This window comes from Candidatus Kuenenbacteria bacterium HGW-Kuenenbacteria-1, from assembly GCA_002839745.1.
In the GTDB taxonomy this organism is placed as follows: Bacteria; Patescibacteriota; Patescibacteriia; order UBA2591; family PGYQ01; genus PGYQ01.
Genome location: PGYQ01000002.1, coordinates 45748 through 65085 on the forward strand (window position 1 = coordinate 45748; position 19338 = coordinate 65085).

Sequence of the window (19338 nt, forward strand, 5' to 3'; positions counted from 1 at the left end):
CATCGCGCACTGAGTGTCAAGAGTTGAACTTCCGACATTAGCACATTGGATAATAATAAATAAAATTTAAAATTATTTTAGTTTGTCAAATGTTTCTATGTTTTTATTTTTTGCGGTTTTAATTTTATTAGGGTTGTTAATTTTAATAATGTTCTTGTGATTGTAATAGCTGAAAACATACTCACTAAAACACCGATGCTTAAAGTAATTCCAAACCCTCGAATCATACTTGTTCCAAACCAAAAAAGAATAAAACAAGTAATTAATGTTGAAACATTGCTATCGCGAATTGAAAGCCAGGCGCGTTTAAATCCTTCTTCAATTGCTAAATCGCGCGGTTTGCCCGCTTTTAATTCTTCTCTGATTCTTGAAAAAATTAAAATATTGGCATCCACCGCCATTCCAATAGATAAAATAAAACCAGCAATGCCAGCTAAAGTTAAAGTAACTGGAATTAATTTAAATATCGCTAAAACAATTATCGTATAAATTCCTAATGCTAAAACGGCCAAAAATCCTTTGGAACGATAAAATAAAATCATATACAAAGCAACTAAAATTAATCCAATTTTTCCGGCTTTGCAACTTTCATCAATAGAAATTTTTCCCAAACTAGGACCAATAGTTTGTTGACTAATTAATTTAATGGGTACAGGCAAAGCGCCTGCATTGAGACGTTTAATTAATTCTTGCGCTTCTGGTAAGGAAAAATTTCCTGAAATTATTGCTTGTCCTGAAGTAATTGCTTCATTAACAACCGGCGTACTAATAGGCACTCCATCTAAAAATATTGCCACTGGTTTTTTAATATTTCTTTTTGTAATTTCTCCAAATAATTTTTTCCCTTCATTATTAAATTCTATGCCCACCTGAGGTTCATTAGTATTATTGTTAAATTCTAAATATGATTTTTTTAATTGTTTTCCAGTCAAGCCTGTATATTTCCAAGGATCTTTATAAGGAATATAATCTCTTTCTGATTTAGTTTTAATTAAAATATGACTAGTTTTTATTTCTTGAATTTTTTCTTTATTTTTTATTGTTTCTCTTTCGTCAGTCTTTTTGATAATATGATAACCAAAATCTGTTTTTACTAATTTTTGGGTTATCTCATCTTTTTTTAAAGCAAAAACTGCTTCTTCAAATTCAGGCACCATCATCCCTTTACTAAACCATCCCAAGTCCCCTCCCTTTTCTTTGCTTGGACAATCAGAAAATTCTTTCGCTAAATTTGAAAAATCCTCATGCTTTAAAACTTTTTGCAAAACATCTTCAGCTTTTTTTTGAGCAATCGCATTATATACTTCTATTTCTTTTTTTTGCTCTTCAGTTAATACAGGCGCTGGTGTATTGTCTTGTTCTTTAAATTCTAAAATAGGAGTTTGACCAATCATTCCAATTGCCTGATTTACATCTTTAATTCCCGGCAATTCAACAATGATTCTTTTATTTTCTTTTACTTTGGTCACCTGAACAATTGGTTCGGAAATTCCAAACACATTAATTCTTTTTTCAATTACATCACGAGCCGCCAAAACCGCTGCTTCTCGTTCTTGTAAAGGAATTTTCGAAACATCAGTTTCATAAACTAAATGAGCCCCGCCTTGTAAATCTAAGCCAAGGTGATATTTTAATTCTTTAAAATATTTTCCAATTTTAATATCTGGTCCTCCTGGCCAAACAACAACCCCAGCTAAACCAGTTAGAATTAAAATACCGCAAAATGTTAACCAAGTTTTTTTTCGTATAGACACAAAAAAAGAAATTTTGATTTATAAATTTTAAATTATAAATCAAAAGTAAAAAGTAAAAAGTAAAAAGTAAAAAGTAAAAATATTATAAACTAATTTCCAAAAATTGTAAATTTATTAAACGGCCAAGCCCTAATCCATGTTTTTCCTACAATAAATTTTCGTTCTAATGAGCCAAAACCTTCGGCGCTAGAATCAAAACTATGCCCTCGATTATCGCCCATAACAAAATATTCATCTTTTCCTAAAGTAATATCAATACTTTTTTCAACCTTATATTTTTCAGGAAGAAATTTATTTTCATCAAAAATTTTTCCATTAGGATTTTCTTTATTATAAATAGTAATTTCTTTATTAATAATTTTTACTCTTTCTTCGGGTAAACCAATAACTCTTTTAATATAATAATCATTGAGACTTTTTGGATATTTAAATACAATTACATCGCCTTTTTGCGGATTACCCAATCGGTAAATAATTTTATTCACAATTAAATATTCGTGATTGTGAAAATTTGGTTCCATTGAAGCGCCTTTAACATAAAATGGTTGAATCAAAAAATATCTAATAGGAATAACAATGGCTAAAGCAATCAAGGCCATTTGAATAAATTCTATAAAAATAGATTTCCAATTTTTATTTTCTGAAATTTCTTTTTGCATAATTCAAAATTTATAATTCAAAATTTATAATTTCTTAATTAATTTAAAATTTATAATTCAAAATTTATAATTTCTTAAGCCATTTTCTTTTATTTTGATTGTGCTCTTTAAGCGTTTTACTAAAAACCGTCTCGCCTGTTGGTTTTGATAGAAAAAATAAATAATCTGTTTCTTGCGGATATATTGCCGCATTAATCGCTGATAGTCCCGGATTGCTAATAGGTCCTGAAGGTAAACCTTTATTAAGATAAGTATTGTATGGAGATTCCACGCGTGTATCCTCAAAACTCAATTGTTTTTTATCATTGCCCAAAATATAATTTATTGTGGCGCAAGATTCTAAACGCATTCCTTCTTTTAGTCTTTTATAAAAAATTCCTGCGACAATTTTTCTGTCATTGTTATTGGGCACTTCTTTCTCAATAATACTGGCTAATGTAATAATTTCAAAAATTGTTTTATTTTGTTTTTTAATATCTTCTCTCATTTGACTAGATAATTTTTTATCAAAATTATCCAACATTTTTTTTATAATATCATATTCAGAAGCGTCTTTATAAATTTGATACGTGTCAGGAAAAAGATAACCTTCTAATGGAATAACCGCAAAAGGATAATTTTTAAGCGTTCTTAATTCGATTAATTTAGAAAAATTTCTATTATTTTCATTTAAAAAAGGATTATCAGCTAAAAACGAATATTTTTTTAGCCATGAAGAATCATATATTTCTGTAAAAAAAAATTCTTCCCAAATTAATGAATCTGTATTTTTATCTGTAGAAAAAATATTTTTTAAATATTTTGCAATTTCTTTATAATTCCAGCCCTCGATAATTTTGATTGTTGTTTGATTAGGAATAATTTGTCCAGAAATTAAAATTTGAACAATTTTTTTTATGTTCATCTGAGAAGACAAAAGATAATTTCCAGCTTGAAATTTTTTTCCTAATTTTTTTTGCCAAATATAAACCTCAAAATCCCACATACTTCTAATTAATTTTTGATCTTTTAAATTTTGGCTAATTTCATTGACTCCTTCTCCTTTTTTAATAACAAATTCTTTTGGAAGCGCTTTTATAGCTACTGATGTGGAAATTTGATAATAATAATTTCCTAATCCAATGCCTATTATCAATAAAATAACAATAATTAAAATTATTAAAACTTTTACAAATTGCATAATAAACGAAAAATAAAAAAACTAAACTCCTTAATATATAGACTCTATTAAAACAATAATTAAATAAAAAAAATAAAATGTCAAATTTTTTATCCCATAAAAGCAATAAAATAACCAATTAATTATCTCTTTTAATCCAATTTTATTCCTTTTTACTTTTTCCACAGCTTATTATGTTGAACTATGGAAAAAAATGGAGTACAATGTATGTGTAATGGAATATTGTGGATAAAAGTGGGGATAACCCCAAAAACAGTGGATAACTTTAATTAGTTTGTAAAAAATTCTGCAAAGTGCAACCTAAAAAACTAATTTCTATTTTATGTTCATTGGAGAATATTTTCATACAATTGATGAAAAAGGACGAATGGCTATTCCAACTAAATTTCGTTCTGAACTAACTGAAGGTATTGTAATTACTCGAGGGTTAGATGATTGTTTATTTTTATATACATTAGAAGAATGGAAAAGCTTGGCTCATAAACTTTCTAAACTTTCTATTTCTAAAGCAAACACTAGAGCTTTTTCAAGATTAATGTTAGCTGGAGCAATGGATGTTCAACTAGATAAACAAGGAAGAATAATCCTTCCTGATTATTTAAGAAAATATGCGGGAATTAAAAAGAAAGCGGTTATAGCTGGATTATTCAATCGTTTAGAAATTTGGGATGAAGAAAAATGGGAAAAATATAAAACCAATACAGAAAAAACTAGCGAAAGCATTGCCGAAGCTATGGAAGAACTTTAAAAAAAGTAACCAGTAACAAGTACTCCATAACGAGTAATCAGACAAAAAATTATTTTGAATTTACCCGTATTAATTTATAATTCTTTTTACTTATTACTTATTACGTGTTGCTTATTACTTTTGTCTTTATGCATATTCCTGTTCTTTTAAATGAAGTTATAGAAAATCTAAATATTCAACCCAATCAAAATTTTATTGATTGCACTTTTGGTGATGGCGGACACACAATGGCAATATTGAAAAAAAATAAACCAAATGGAATAGTTGTCGGAATTGATTTAAATATAAAAAAATTCGAAGCCAAGGAAAGATTAATTTTAATCAATGATAATTTTGCTAATTTGGGAAAAATTATTGATCAATTACGTTCTGATGCTAAATTTCAATCCGCCTTCTGGCAAATAAAATTTCATGGAATTCTTTTAGATCTTGGATTTTCAAGTCGTCAACTCGAAGAAGATGAACGTGGATTTAGTTTTCAAAAAGATGAATTTCTTGATATGCGATTTAATAAATTAGATACAGATTTAACAGCAGAAAAAATTATTAATACTTATCCAGAAAAAGAATTGGCAAATATTTTTTGGAAATATGGGGAAGAAAAATATTCTCGTTACATTGCTAAAATAATAATACAAGAAAGAAAAAAACAAAAAATCTACACAACAAAACAATTAGCAGATTTAATTTATAAAATTTCAAAACTAAAAACTAAAAATTCAAAATTTAACGCTAAACATTATATTCATCCAGCAACAAAAGTTTTTCAAGCATTAAGAATTATCGTTAATAATGAACTAGAAAATTTAAAACAAGTTTTACCGCAAGCAATAAAAATTTTAGAACCAAAAGGAAAAATTTGCGTAATTTCATTTCATTCTTTAGAAGACAGAATTGTTAAACAATTCTTTAAACAAGAATCAAAAAATTGTATTTGTCCTTCTGAATTTCCTCAATGTATTTGTAATCACAAAACAACTTTAAAAATTATCACTAAGAAAATAATTGTCCCAACTTTTGAAGAAATAAAAAAAAATCCGCGTAGCCGTAGCGCAAAAATGAGAGTAGCAGAAAAATTAGCTTTTTAACTTTTAGTTTTTAGAAAATTTAAAACAAAATTAATAAAATTAAGACATTAACTTTAAACTTTGCACTTTAAATTTTAAACTTCTTTTATGTCTGTTTTAAAACCCACAAAACAAAAAACAATAAAATCTACATCTAAAATAACAAGAAAAATTATTTTAGTTTCAATTATTTTTATGGGATTTTTTTATTTAATACAAACTAATAGCTTAGCTATAAGCGGATTAAAAATTACTGATTTTAAAAAACAAATAGAAGAATTAAAAAAAGATAATAAACAATTAGAAATAGAATTTTTGCAATTACAAGCTGTTTCAAAAATTGAACAAGCCAGCGAAGAATTAAAAATGGTAAAAACTAATAATGCAAAATATTTAAAAGAAACTGGTGAAATAGCTGTAGCAAAATAGCTTTTAGGAAATTCTAACGAACTTATTTTTTTTATGTTATGAATTTACAAAGGAAAAATTTAAAAAAATTCAATAGAATTACCTTTTTAATGGTAATTTTTTTTATTTTTGCTGGATTAATTATTATTCGTTTATTTATTTTACAAATTTTACAACATAATTTTTATAAAGAACTCTCTGCAGATATTCACCAAATTTATCAAGAAACCTATCCAAAAAGAGGAGAAATATTAATTCAAAAAAAAACAACAAATGAACTATATCCAATCGCAACTAATCGTGACCTATATTTAATTTACGCTATTCCTAAAAATATAGAAAACCCAGAAGAAACATTTGAAAAATTATCTTCAATAATTGAAATTAAAAAAGAAAAAGAAAAAATTCTTTTACGTCTTTCTAAAAAAAACGATTTATATGAACCCATTAAGCATTATTTAAGTGAAGAAGAAATGAAAAAAATTAAAGAATTTAATTTAAAAGGCATTAAATTTACCACCGAAACTGTTCGTTTTTATCCTCATAATAATCTTTTTAGCCATATTTTGGGATTTGTGGGTTTTAAAAAAAATGAACAAATTGGACAATATGGAATTGAAGAATATTTTGAAAAACAATTAAAAGGAGAAAAGGGATTTTTAAAAGCAAAAAAAGGAGCTGAAGGTAGTCTTATTGCTACCTCAGAATCAATAACTCAAAAACCAAAAGACGGAGAATCAATTGTTTTAACTTTAGATGAAGCGATTCAATTTACCACTTGCCAAGAATTAAAAAATGGCTTTGAAAAATATAAAGCCGAAAAAGGAACCGCCATTGTTATGGAACCACAAACAGGAAAAATTTTAGCTCTATGTAATTTACCGGATTTTGATTCTAATAAATATAATGAAAATAAAGATGTTAATACTTTTAATAATTTAGCTGTTTTTGATCAATATGAACCCGGTTCTGTTTTTAAAGCTATCACTATGGCAATTGGATTAGACACAAATAAAATTACACCTGAAACAACTTATATAGATACCGGACAAGTAAAAATTGGGGGGTACACTATTAAAAATTATAACGATAAAACATATGGAAAACAAACAATGACTGGAATTTTAGAAAAATCTCTTAATACAGGAGCTATTTTTGTTGCTCATAAAATAGAAAATAATATATTTAAAAAATATATTGAAGATTTTGGTTTTGGAAAATTAACTGGAATTACTTTGCCCAGCGAAAATTCTGGAAATATTAATTCATTAAATAAAAAAGGTAAACTTTATACTGCCACGGCTTCTTTTGGACAAGGAATTTCTACTACTCCTATCCAATTAGTCACCGCTTTTTCAGCTATTGCCAATCAAGGACAATTAATGAAACCTTATCTCGTGGATAAAATTATAAAAAATGACAATGAAGAATTTAAAACAAATCCACAAATAATAAAACAAGTTATTTCTCCAAAAACAGCTATACTTTTAAGTGGTATGTTAACTTCTGTGGTAAAAAAAGGATGCGGAAAAAACGCTGGAGTAAAAAATTATTATTTAGCTGGCAAAACAGGCACGGCTCAAGTTTCAGCCAAAGACAAAAAAGGTTATTCTAATGAAACAATTCAAACTTTTATTGGCTTCGGGCCAGTAGATAATCCTCGTTTTGCTATTATAGTTAAATTAGACAAACCACATGCAGTAGATGCTTCGGTTTCTGTGGCTCCTATTTTTAGTAAAATAGCAGAATTTATTTTAAATTATTATCAAATCCCACCAGAAAATTAACTTTTAGCTTTTAGAAAATTCTAAGAAACTAAAAGCTAGAAAGCTAATTTATGATAGAAATTTATAATCAAACCAAACAAAAAATAAATAAAAAAGCGATTGAAAAAATTGTTCAAAAAATTGTTCAAAAAATAAAGTTTAAAGAAAAAATAGAAGTCTCTATTATTTTTGTTGGAGAAAAAAAAATTAAACAATTAAATAAACAATATCGAAAAATAAATAAAGCAACAGATGTTTTAAGTTTTGGATTTTGGAAATTAGAAAAAACACAAACTAATTTTGGAGAAATTTTTATTTATTATCAAAAAATAAAAAAACAAGCAAAAATATTTAAACATAGCATTTCTCAAGAATTGAAAATAATTTTAATTCATAGTATATTACATCTATTAGGATATGATCATGAAACAGAAAAAGACTGGGGAAAAATGAGAAAAATGGAAAAGAAAATTTTAATAGTAACAAGTAATCCGTAATCAGTAACAAGTAAAAATCAAAAAAAATATTTTTCATATTACTGATTACTCATCTTATGGTTTTTTATTTTAAAAAATTTTTAAAAAGTTTTGAACATTCTTTTAGAGGATTAAAAAATGCATTGATTTGGGAACAAAATCTTAAAATTCAATTATGTGTTTCTTTTATTGTTATTTTTTTAATGTTTTATTTCCCAACTAGAAATTTAGAAAAAGTCGCTTTAATTTTAGTTATAGCCGCTGTTTTAATTTTAGAATTAATTAATACTATTTTTGAAAGACTTTCTGATATTTTAAAACCGCGTATTCATGATTATATAAAAGACATCAAAGATATTATGGCTGCAACAGTTTTAATTGCTTCCATCTGTGCCATAATTATTGGATTACTTATTTTAGGACCATACTTTATGAAATTATAAATTATAAATTATAAATTAAAGATTTTAAATTAAAGATTTTAAATATTGTGTTTCTTTAAAACAAGAGTATAATAATTACAAAATCTAAAAATTAATTTTTAAAGCTAACAGCTATTAAATTTATGCAACAAAAAATTATTACAGGAATTGATATTGGCTCATCTAGTATCCGCATAGTTATTGGACAATTTGATATTAATGAACAAATTCAAATTATCTGCGCTATTGAAGGCCCAAATAATGGAATGAACCGAGGGGTAATCACTAACATTGAGGATGCTGTTTCTAGTATTTCTTCTGTTTTAGAAAAAACAGAAAGAATAACAGGAACGCCTATTGAACATGCTTTTGTAGGAATTTCTGGCAGTCATATAATCTCTCAGCCTAGTCATGGAGTCGTGGCAATTGCTAAAGCCAATGGAGAAGTTGAGGAAAATGATATAGAAAGAGTAATTAATGCTGCTCAAACAGTAATTACTCCACCGAATTATGAAATTTTACATATTATCCCTCAAACTTTTACCATTGATCGCCAAACTGGAATTAAAGATCCTATTGGAATGAGTGGTATAAGATTAGAAGTTGACGCGCAAATTATTGAAGGACTTAGTTCACCAATTAAAAATTTAACCAAATGCATAAATAGAACTGGCATTAATGTTAATGATTTGGTTTTTTCTATTTTAGCTACCAGCGAAGCCGTATTAAATAAAAGACAAAAAGAATTGGGTGTGGCTGTAATAAATTTAGGCGGAGCAACCACTAGTTTTATTATTTTTGAAGAAGGAGATTTAATTACTTGTGGAGTTTTACCAATAGGTAGCGATCATATTACCTCTGATATTGCTATTGGATTAAGAATATCAATTGATCTTGCGGAAAAAATTAAATTAACTTATGGCACTGCCTTGCCAGATCAATTTAAAAAAGAAGAAAAAATTAATTTAAACGAATTTGATGATAATGAAAAAGAAGCAGTTTCAAAAAAATATATTGCCAATATTATTGAAGCAAGAGTAGAAGAAATTTTTAGAATGATTAATGCAGAATTTAAAAAAATTAATAGAGATGGAAAATTACCAGCAGGAGTTATTTTAACTGGAGGTGGAGCAAAATTACCAGGAATAGTTGAATTAGCAAAAAAAGAATTTCGTTTACCAGCATCTATAGATACTTCACAAGAAAATATTTTTACTTCTGTAGATAAAATTAATGATCCAGAATTTTCTACTGCCTTGGGTTTGGTTTTATGGGGAAGCCAAGCCCAACAAAAACATAATAAATTTTCTTTTTCAAATCTTTTAAATATTAAACAAATGGTTTCTAGCATTAAAAAATGGATTAAATCTTTTGGAAATTAATATTATGACAAAACAAAATAAACACGAAAACACGAAAACATAAGAAATTTTAAATTATAAATTTTGGAAGATTGTTTAAATGCAGAAATCGAACCTTGGGAAATCCCGTAGGCCGATTCTATGTAATCGCCCACAGGGCGAAAACGTGGTTTCGCCCCTACGAAACGCAAATTGTTATGCAATACAATTCCGAAATCCATCATCGTCGATCAATTAGATTAAAAGAATATGATTATTCGCAAAATGGCGTATATTTCATCACAATTTGTACGCAAAATCATGAATGTTTGTTTGGAAAAATTGAAAATGAAAAAATGATTTTAAATGAATACGGCAAAATTGTAAAAAAAGATTGGTTGGAAATCCCAAATCATTTTCCAAATATAATATTAGACAAATTTATTGTAATGCCCAACCATATTCACGGAATAATAATTATTGACGCATCCGTAGGGGCGTACCCTTGCGGTCGCCCTGTAATTAGGGCAGGGGCAAGCCCCACGGTTGGGCTGTTCTAAAATAATGACATCATAAAGTTTACATTATTTGTACATTTTTCAATTGTTTCTTGTATTTTGTTTAAATTATTTTTTCTGAAAATATTAATTACTAAATTTCTGATTAAAGAATAATTTGCAGAAGCATTTCCTCACGGTTAGGGAAATTAATTAAGCCCCCTTGATAAAGGGGGTTGGGGGATTTCATAAGAAAGAAACCCTCTAAATCCCCCTTATCAGGGGACAAAGAGAGAAGCAAACCTCTTAAAAGCCCCCTTGATAAAGGGGGTTGGGGGATTTCAGAAATTAAGAAACCCTCTAAATCTCCCTTATCAGGGAGACTTTATGGAAGAAGGATTTTCAAAATTATAAATCATTAGTTGCAAATAGGTGTTTAAATATTTATAAATCAAAAAATAAATATATGGGGAAATTATAGCAACGGAATTATTTTGAACATATTATTCGTGATGAAAAATCATTAAATAAAATTCACGAATATATTTTTAACAATTTTTTGAAATGGGAATTTGACAGAAATAATCCAAAAAATTTATAATTAAATTCCGTAGGGGCGTACCATGAATTAGGTTTTAGGTTTTAGAGGTTAGGGATTTGTAGGGGCGTACCCTTGCGTACGCCCAAGAAATAAAAAACAAATAAAATTATGTAGGGGGCGTATTACAATACGCCCATACGAAATACAATTTATGACAAAACAAAAACTTCAAAAAAATTTAAAACAAATTATCAAAGATCTCGAACCATATAAATCAGAAAAAATAATTCTTTATGGTTCTTGTGCTAAAGGTGATTTTAAAAAAAATAGTGATATTGATTTATTTATTATCAAAAAAACAAAAAAAAATTTTTTCGACAGACTTGACGATGTAAATAAATTAATTAATCATAAAACGCCAATAGATATTCTTGTTTTTACTCCTAAAGAAATAAAAAAACGCCTTGCTTTAGAAGATTTCTTTTTTAAAGAAATAATTCAAAAAGGAAAAATTATTTATGAATAATAAAAATTTAATTAAGGCAAAAGAATGGTTTAAAATTGCTGATAATGATTTTGGGTTTGCTAAATCCAGCTTTGAAGATAAGGATGAATATTATGCTCAAATATGTTTTTTGTTTCATCAAGCTATTGAGAAATATTTAAAAGGCTACTTAATTGCTAAAGGAAAAATTCCTCAAAAAACTCATGATTTAGCTTTTTTAATAGAAGAATGTAAAAAAATTAATTTAAAATTTAAAGAATTTGAATTAGAATGTAAAGAAATAAATAAATATTATATACCAAGTCGTTACCCAGTTCATTGGATAGAAGTAAAAAAAGAAAACACCAAAAAAGCTTTTGAAGCAGCAGAAAATATTACAAAATTCATCAAAGAAAACATTTTATATTAAAACTTTTTATGACAAAACAAAATAAAAAAATAAAATTATGCAAAGGCGTATTGCAATACGCCCCTATGGTAATAATTTTCTGCCAAATATTCGTAATGGTTTTTTTATTTTCTTCTTTTTCTGTTTTATCTGTTAAAGCAGAAGGAGGTAATTGTCAATGTAATGGAAATATAACTACTACTATTTTTGCGAAAGGTACTATGGGATTATTTTTTACAACAGAACAAAAAACAAATTTTGAAAATTTATGTGAAAATTACAAAGGAAATTTCCAAAATTATGATTGTCTTGGAATAATAAATGTTCCAATATCCACGATAAAGACTGAAAATAATTGTACTAAAGACTACATTCAAAAAAATGCTACGGAAGACATAAAAGCTAAATTAGGTCTTAGTGGTAAAGGTAGTACTGCTACTATTACATCATGTCAATGGACTGATAATGTTTCTTCATCGCCTTTACCAACATTTAAGACAACAAATCCAGAAAATGGTTGTTGTGTAAAAACCTTGTCTAATGGAAGTTTTCAATGTGAATTAGTTAATGCATTAAATTTGTGTCCAAACATTGAAAATCAATCTTTTGAAAAAGGAAAAATTTGTATAGGAGTTCCTGATTGTTTCAATATCTCAATGATGGAAAAAATAAATACTCAACCAGTAACACCAAGCCCACAATCAGAAGCTCGAATAGAACAAGAAAAAATTAGAAAAGAAACAATGATAAAAGCAGAAGCAAAAAAATTAGCTAAAATTCCTACTATTTGTTGGCAAAAAAGTGAGTGTATTTCACCTAATGTTTTTAAAGAAAATTCATCACCATGCCAGTCTCCATATGGAAAATGTTATATGACTCCAAAAGGATCTACTTTACAAGTAGAAATTCCCGGTTATGATGAAAAAGGGCAAACAAATATTTCACAATATATTTCTGCAATTTATAAATTTATTATTATTTTAGCGACGATATTGGCGGTAATAATGATTATGATTGCCGGAGTCAGATGGATGACTGCCATGGGTAATCAAGGTCAATTAGATTCCGCAAAAACAATGATTACAAATTCTTTAATCGGTTTAGTTTTAGCTCTTGGTTCTTGGTTTATCCTTAATTCAATCAACCCCGCTCTTGTAAAAAATGAAATGAAAGGAATTGCAATGATCCGAACGGAACCGTTGAAGATGCAACAAAGGGAAGTACCTGATTGGGGAGATATTACTTTTTGTAGAAGAGATTGTGGAAATTATGGAGGACCTCTCGCAACTATTTATTGTGCATGTGGTGAACCTTATAAAAATTGTACCGGAGTAACAATAAGAGCAGAAGAATTAAGTGAAAAAATTTGTATTGCTAAGGACAAAAAAGTAATTGGTGTAAAAGAAGTTTCTCTGATTAAGATAAGTAATCCTCAAAAATATACAGGGGAAAAAACAATAAAAGCAGTTTCTAAAGATTATAATTGTGGATGGGTGTATATGAAAAATAACGAACTTTTTTTAGGTAGAAACTGTCATAATGAAAATAAAGATTGCGTAATTTTTTGGGAAGAAGGATTTATAAAAGATGAAGTTCCAATTCGCGACAGCATTATTGGTAATTACAAGAAATCAGAATGTTATTAAAAAACAAATACTTGTTCTCTTCCTATTATCTCATCTTTATTCTCTCTTTCACTCCACTGTGTTAACACAATATAAATTATAAATTTTAAATTATAACTTTAAACCTTTAAAATGATCAGGTTTTTAAAAATACCAAAATTAATAAAATAAAATAGAATTTTTATACTCTTAATTAATAATCTGCTGTTTTTTATCCTCTTCTTTTTTTAATTCAAAAAAATCTTTTATCAAAATAAATAAAGTGGTAGCAATAGGAATGGCTAATAACATTCCAATAGGACCATATAATTTCCCGCCAATTAAAACAACAATAATAACCAATACTGGGTTTAATCCCACAATTTTACCCATTATTTTAGGAACCAGGATATGATTTTCTAATTGTTGAATAATAAAATACAAAGCAATTACCAATAAAGCTGTAACAGGAGATTGAGTAAAAGCTAAAAATATAGCAGGAATAGCTCCTATGATAGGACCGAAATATGGGATACATTCACTAATTCCAGCAATTAAAGCTAATAATAAGGCATATTTAACACCCAAAATTAAAAGCCCAATATAGCTAAAAAGACCTATTGATAAACATAAAATTAATTGCCCGCGCGACCAAAGACTTATTTTATTTTGCACTTGAGAAAAAAGCTGCAAAGTATAAGATTGAAATTTGTCAGGCACAATGGATTGAATAATTTTTTTCATTGCTTTTACTTCAAGCAATAAATAAAAAATCATAATTAAAACAAAAATAAAAGTAACTAAACCTCCAAAAATATCTATAACTCTGAAAAATATATTTTGTCCTATTTGAACTATGTTTTTATTTAAATCCTGAGATAAAAATTCTTTAGAAGTTGAAGTAAAGTTATCTATATTAGAATATTGTTGAACAATAGCAAACATTTCTGCTACTTTCCCTTTCCATTGAGGAAAATTTTCTACTGCTTGATTAATTTGATCAAATATTACTGGAACAATTAAAACAATAATAAAAAATATAACACAAAATATTACAAGATAAATAACAGAAATTGATATAATTCGCGGAATTTTTTTTCTTTGAAAATAATTAACTAACGGATTAAGAGCTGCTGCCAAAATAATAGAAACAACGACAACAAGTATTACATCGCGAATTAAATACAAAAATCCAAAAATTAAAAAAATTCCAATTACCTTAATAATTGTCAAAGAGGAAATATTAATTGTAAGCTGATTTTTTTCTTGCATAAATATAAATAAAAATTATAAATTAGATGAATAAGATAAAGATTTTATATAATTTTCCATAAATTCCCAATCAGGTTTTTCATTTTTTGATGGGAGTTTTATAATCCTTTCTTTTAATCTTGTTTGACTAGCTTTTATTCCATAATTATATCGATATTGTTCCATATTTAAAATTGTTGTTAAAAATAAACCAATATATTTATTCAACTCAAATTTTGGTATTAATTTTTCTACATGATCACTTGCTGAAAATCTTTTTTCTTGAAATGAACAATATCCTATAACAGCACTATCAATAGTTAAAATGTTCCCTTCTTCTGTAAAAAAATCATAAAAACCTCTCACTCCATTATTAGTTGCTTGTGTAGTAATAAAAGGATATTCTCCTTTTCCATATTCTTCTAAATCTAAAATGGAAGTTGTTTTACTTCCAGTAATTTCAAACAAATCTATTAAATTAAAATTTTTCCAATTTTTTATATTTAATTTAATATTTTCATTTTTTGAAATACTAGATTTTAAAATATTTTTATTAATAAAAATATTATTTGCTATTTCAAAGGCTAAATAATTACGAACATCTTTCTCAAAATCCTCTTTTGAAATATTTGAATAATCCGTCTCCATATAAGCTTCGGCACACCATTCGTCGTTTGCTTTTACGACTTTATTTACACTAAGCCCTGCAATATTTTCGTGATTTTGAAAATTTACTATCCATTCTTTTTTTATTTTATTTTTAAAATTTTCAAATAAATCAATTCTTCCTTTATTTTTTCTTTTTACAAAACCATCGTTTTTATAATATCCAAAATAAGTTTTCTTTTCTGCAGGATGAGGTCTCTTTGCTGTAAAAACCATAATACAAGAAACAACATTTACTTTTGAATTAAAAAATAATTCATCTGGCATTGAAAAAACTGCTTCCAGAGTATGCTTCTCTAAAACTTTTTCTTTCCATTCATAAACTTTTCCTGTTTGAGCTAATGCACTTTGCATCGGAACAATTGCAACACATTTTCCTCCTTGTTCTAAACAATCCAAATTATTTAAAATAAATTCAAATTCATCTATATCATTTTTTTTATCTGATTTATAAGGAGGATTGAGCAAGCCGACTGTTGGTTTAGAATTTTTAACTTGTTTAATAATTTTTTCATCAAAACAACTTCCGTGAAAAATATTTGTTTTTCCATCTTGATGTATAAACATATTTGAACAAGCAAGAGCAAAAATATCTGCTTGATATTCAACACCAATTAATTGTTTTGTTTTTATTTCTTTTTCTTTTTCTTTATCACCTTTTGCATCTTTAATCATTAAATTCATAGATGACACAAGAAAACCACCAGTTCCAGTGCAATTATCATAAACAATACTATCTTTATTTACTTCAACAATTTCTGTCATAAATTCTGTGATATGCGGTGGAGTCAAAACTATTCCTAAACCTTTATCACTATTTGCATATCGTAAAAATTCTACATAAAGTTGCCCAAGCACATCAAGATATTTATGATTTTTTATAAAATCTTTTATATTTTCATTTATGTCTGTAATTATTTCAAGCAAAACATTGTGCTTATTTGAAAGACTTGTATCTGTTTTTATAAAAGAAAATTTTTGATCTAAAATAGCAAGTTTTTTTTCTCCAATTTTTCCGTTTTCAAATTCATTTCTAACAGTGGTTAATAAAAATTCTGATAATTGTTTTGGGTTAGTATAAGTTTTATATCCATCTTCAAAAGATTTATTTTCCAGAGCAATTAAAACACAAGAAAGTAATAATGCTCGATCGCTTTCTTTAACTTTATGCAAATGTAAATTATCATTAAGTTTTTTTGAAAAATCTAAAAGATTATTAAAATCTTGCCGAAACTTTTCAGGACTTTTTATATAACCTTCTAAATAATCTTTCGCTAATAATAATTTATTTGAAAAAATTTCAACAGAATTTTTTTCTCCTTTCATTTGTAAAAAATGTGAGACTTTTAATTCTTTAATATCAGCACCACTAACCGCAATTGAAATCACATCATAATCTTTTGCTAAATAAGATGAATATAACAAAACTCCATCAACAGCATAATCTTTTGCTTCTTTTTTTGTTTCACTTTGATGTTTTAAAATATCAAATTTACATTCAACAACAATTAAAAGATCTGAATTATTTTTGTACTGAATAATAAATTCCGGAAAACCTTTTCCGTTTCCACTTTTAGAGGCAGTATTTAATAATTTTTGAATTTTCAAATTTTTAGAAGATTGTTCTTCCAAAATAATATCATCCGAATATTTTTTAAAATGGTCTCTAACAATATTTTCTGTATCTCTTTCGTTTTTCATATGATTGTTTTTTATAGTTAAAAACTTCTATATTGATTATTTTACATCAAATTTTTAATAAAGGCAAAAAGAGTTTTGTGTTTTCAAAGGGGCTTATTATGGCTAAATTTAATTTATTGGTTTGAAAAATTTCTTTTGCCAAATAAAATCCGTATCATCTGTTTCTAAAAGTAAATTTCCTTTTAAGTATTCTTTAATTTTATTTAATTCTACTTTTGACACTTTAATGTTTATTGTGACTAACGATATGTTATGGTGTATAATCCTAATATATATTCTATATGATCATCTATTAAATTAAAAAAAACAATTAATATATCTGTAGTTGTTGTTTTATATTCATCTCGATTATTTTTTAAACGCACTATATCGCTAAATCTAGTCACAACATCATTAGGCATTCTATTTTTAATCTCATCCAAAATATCTTGACCTGTCACACAAGTTTTATAGAGAGCTTGAACAGTTAGCTTTGTAATAATAATTGCGAGATGTAAAACTCTTTCCAAAACATCAGCGTTTAAATTTTCTCTTGTCATTATTCTCATATATATATTGTAAAGATTTCCTACCTCTTTAAGGCTAAATTCCTTGATTTGCGATTCTGAAAATTTTGGCAAGAGATTATTGTGATCGTCACATCCAAAAATTTGCTGATATCCCAAATTTACCTCTATAATTGACTGAATAATTTTGCCATCAATGGTTAATAAATTAGGATTTTCTGCATTCAAAAAATTTTTACTAATAACGACGCCACTAATCTTCAAGGCGTAATTATTTATAAGCTCATTAAAACAGCTGTTTATTTTATGTTTCTCGCCATAATTAATATTGTAAACAACAAGCACGAAGTCTATATCACTATCAATAGAAATATCTTTTCCGACACCATAACTGCCAGCACCTATAGTATACGCAAAATTTTCACCTAATTTTTTTTAATGCGAGCAGATAGCTCCGCAAAATTTCCATCAAACATAATTTATTTACTTAAAAATTTTGGCAATCATTTTTTTCTCATCTTCAAATGAACACAGTTTTATTGCTTCATTTGGAGAGACAAGAAAAGCATCGATAAAGCCTTCGGCTATCAGCGCCTTAAGTTTAATTTTCTTACCTTCTATAAGATATGTGCTAACCGTTTTGTTGTGAGTTGCAAAACCATATTCGGGAGTAAAGGTGTAAGAATATTCACCGATTTTTCCTTTTACAATTCCACTTTTAAGTCCTGCTTCCTCTTTAACTTCTCGCAAAGCAGCGTCGCTAGATTTTTCTCCATAATTAACATGACCTTTGGGTAAAAAAATACGTCCATTAGTTTTTTTAATTAAAAGAATTTTTGCACCCTCTTTATTTTTAAAATAAACAACAGCACTAGCTGATAAATGGTTAATAACCCTCTTTTGTTCCACCGCAACAGCATGTTTAACTAACTCAACTATTTGCGAGGGAGTTTGAAATGTAATGAAGTAAGATGATACCTTTTGCAAAATTTGGTCTGTACAGGCTCTCCTGCTCAAAGCCAATCGCTTACAATCCTTCTCTATATTAAAAATTTCCGTACTATCTGTTCTTTTGATCCAACTAGCACGATCATATTTAGGATAAAGAAATTTTGCCATATGTGAAAAGGCCAAAATATCAAGATTTGCTCTTGCCTTATTTTCTGATAAACGAACTACTTTTGGTTCTGCCTTTAGGCTGAATCTGGGATAAACAATCATTGAAAGTTGTGCCTCTAAACTTGATTTTATACCAAAATCACCCAAAGAATAAAGTCCGCGACATTTAGGATTACTATTAATTAAAATCCCACGGTTGTTAAGATCTACTAAATATTCATCACGTATATGTATCGAAAGAGTCGAGAAATCAAGTATGGCATTACTGGCAACATCATATACACTAAACTCATCACTTACATACTCATTACTTTTTAAACCCAGTTCTATAGAGGCCGTTGTCTTGCCAACATTTGTTCCATCATCACCAAATAATATAGCTTTACTCTCACACCATATGGCCGTTGAGGCATGCAAAAGAAGTTGAGGTTTATCAACAGATAAGAAATCTGCAAATCTAAATATGATTTGCATTATCATAATAGGCAAAAGATGGTCGGAACAATTATCGAGTGCTGGTCCAGCCACCACAACAGATCGACTTTTTACATTAATTATTATGGACTTTTCTTTTGCCCTCTTAAAAATAATTACTCCATCACTTTTTTCAACTGGCACAATTTTAAAAGACTTCAATATATTATTAATGACTTTTGATTCTTTTTTAATATCAATCTTTAAAATCACCAAACCGATTTGTATATATTTAATCATATAAATTGTAGAAGTTTTTAATGTTT

18 protein-coding genes are annotated in these 19338 nt (G+C 27.3%); 11 read left to right on the forward strand and 7 right to left on the reverse strand.

Annotated features, from left to right (window positions below; all coding sequences use genetic code 11):
* Nucleotides 1-95: 95 nt before the first annotated feature.
* The 3 genes from secD to CVV26_00955 all read right to left on the reverse strand — a co-directional run bounded on the left by secD (nucleotide 96) and on the right by CVV26_00955 (nucleotide 3593).
* Nucleotides 96-1772: a protein translocase subunit SecD gene (secD, locus tag CVV26_00945; GenBank protein ID PKL72563.1), complete on the reverse strand. Its 1677-nt coding sequence runs from the start codon at nucleotides 1770-1772 to the stop codon at nucleotides 96-98.
* Between the two features lie 71 nt (nucleotides 1773-1843).
* Nucleotides 1844-2413, reverse strand: a complete 570-nt coding sequence (gene lepB, locus CVV26_00950) for a signal peptidase I (protein PKL72564.1) — start codon at nucleotides 2411-2413, stop codon at nucleotides 1844-1846.
* Between the two features lie 64 nt (nucleotides 2414-2477).
* Complete coding sequence (locus CVV26_00955) at nucleotides 2478-3593, reverse strand: endolytic transglycosylase MltG (GenBank protein ID PKL72565.1); 1116 nt, start codon at nucleotides 3591-3593, stop codon at nucleotides 2478-2480.
* 322 nt (nucleotides 3594-3915) lie between these two features.
* Here CVV26_00955 and CVV26_00960 point away from each other — a divergent pair, with 322 nt between their 5' ends.
* The 11 genes from CVV26_00960 to CVV26_01010 all read left to right on the forward strand — a co-directional run bounded on the left by CVV26_00960 (nucleotide 3916) and on the right by CVV26_01010 (nucleotide 13397).
* Nucleotides 3916-4341, forward strand: coding sequence for a cell division/cell wall cluster transcriptional repressor MraZ (locus tag CVV26_00960; protein PKL72566.1), 426 nt, complete (start codon nucleotides 3916-3918; stop codon nucleotides 4339-4341).
* Nucleotides 4342-4469: 128 nt separating this feature from the next.
* Complete coding sequence (locus tag CVV26_00965) at nucleotides 4470-5429, forward strand: 16S rRNA (cytosine(1402)-N(4))-methyltransferase (GenBank protein ID PKL72567.1); 960 nt, start codon at nucleotides 4470-4472, stop codon at nucleotides 5427-5429.
* 87 nt (nucleotides 5430-5516) lie between these two features.
* Nucleotides 5517-5837 (forward strand): hypothetical protein, encoded by a 321-nt coding sequence (locus CVV26_00970; protein PKL72568.1) that lies wholly within the window; start codon nucleotides 5517-5519, stop codon nucleotides 5835-5837.
* Nucleotides 5838-5875: 38 nt separating this feature from the next.
* Nucleotides 5876-7603, forward strand: a complete 1728-nt coding sequence (locus CVV26_00975; GenBank protein PKL72569.1) for a hypothetical protein — start codon at nucleotides 5876-5878, stop codon at nucleotides 7601-7603.
* Nucleotides 7604-7653: 50 nt separating this feature from the next.
* Nucleotides 7654-8079, forward strand: a complete 426-nt coding sequence (ybeY, locus tag CVV26_00980) for an rRNA maturation RNase YbeY (protein PKL72570.1) — start codon at nucleotides 7654-7656, stop codon at nucleotides 8077-8079.
* A gap of 56 nt (nucleotides 8080-8135) precedes the next feature.
* Complete coding sequence (locus CVV26_00985) at nucleotides 8136-8501, forward strand: diacylglycerol kinase (protein PKL72571.1); 366 nt, start codon at nucleotides 8136-8138, stop codon at nucleotides 8499-8501.
* 122 nt (nucleotides 8502-8623) lie between these two features.
* Entirely contained in the window at nucleotides 8624-9862 is a 1239-nt protein-coding gene (ftsA, locus tag CVV26_00990) for a cell division protein FtsA (GenBank protein PKL72572.1), read from the forward strand.
* 176 nt (nucleotides 9863-10038) lie between these two features.
* Nucleotides 10039-10380, forward strand: a complete 342-nt coding sequence (locus tag CVV26_00995) for a hypothetical protein (GenBank protein PKL72573.1) — start codon at nucleotides 10039-10041, stop codon at nucleotides 10378-10380.
* Between the two features lie 689 nt (nucleotides 10381-11069).
* Nucleotides 11070-11384: a hypothetical protein gene (locus CVV26_01000; protein ID PKL72574.1), complete on the forward strand. Its 315-nt coding sequence runs from the start codon at nucleotides 11070-11072 to the stop codon at nucleotides 11382-11384.
* Entirely contained in the window at nucleotides 11377-11772 is a 396-nt protein-coding gene (locus CVV26_01005; protein ID PKL72575.1) for a DNA-binding protein, read from the forward strand. The genes CVV26_01000 and CVV26_01005 overlap by 8 nt, the downstream gene beginning before the upstream one ends.
* Before the next feature lie 8 nt (nucleotides 11773-11780).
* A complete protein-coding gene (locus CVV26_01010) occupies nucleotides 11781-13397 on the forward strand; it encodes a hypothetical protein (protein PKL72576.1) in 1617 nt (538 codons plus the stop codon).
* 168 nt (nucleotides 13398-13565) lie between these two features.
* On the opposite strand, the gene CVV26_01015 is transcribed toward CVV26_01010, so the two are convergent.
* The 4 genes from CVV26_01015 to CVV26_01030 all read right to left on the reverse strand — a co-directional run bounded on the left by CVV26_01015 (nucleotide 13566) and on the right by CVV26_01030 (nucleotide 19312).
* Entirely contained in the window at nucleotides 13566-14627 is a 1062-nt protein-coding gene (locus CVV26_01015; protein ID PKL72577.1) for a hypothetical protein, read from the reverse strand.
* 15 nt (nucleotides 14628-14642) lie between these two features.
* The gene (locus tag CVV26_01020) at nucleotides 14643-16973 is read right to left on the reverse strand and encodes a methyltransferase (GenBank protein ID PKL72578.1); all 2331 of its coding nucleotides are present in this window, start codon (nucleotides 16971-16973) and stop codon (nucleotides 14643-14645) included.
* Between the two features lie 239 nt (nucleotides 16974-17212).
* Nucleotides 17213-17707: a hypothetical protein gene (locus CVV26_01025; GenBank protein PKL72579.1), complete on the reverse strand. Its 495-nt coding sequence runs from the start codon at nucleotides 17705-17707 to the stop codon at nucleotides 17213-17215.
* A gap of 255 nt (nucleotides 17708-17962) precedes the next feature.
* A complete protein-coding gene (locus CVV26_01030; protein ID PKL72580.1) occupies nucleotides 17963-19312 on the reverse strand; it encodes a hypothetical protein in 1350 nt (449 codons plus the stop codon).
* Nucleotides 19313-19338: the final 26 nt, after the last annotated feature.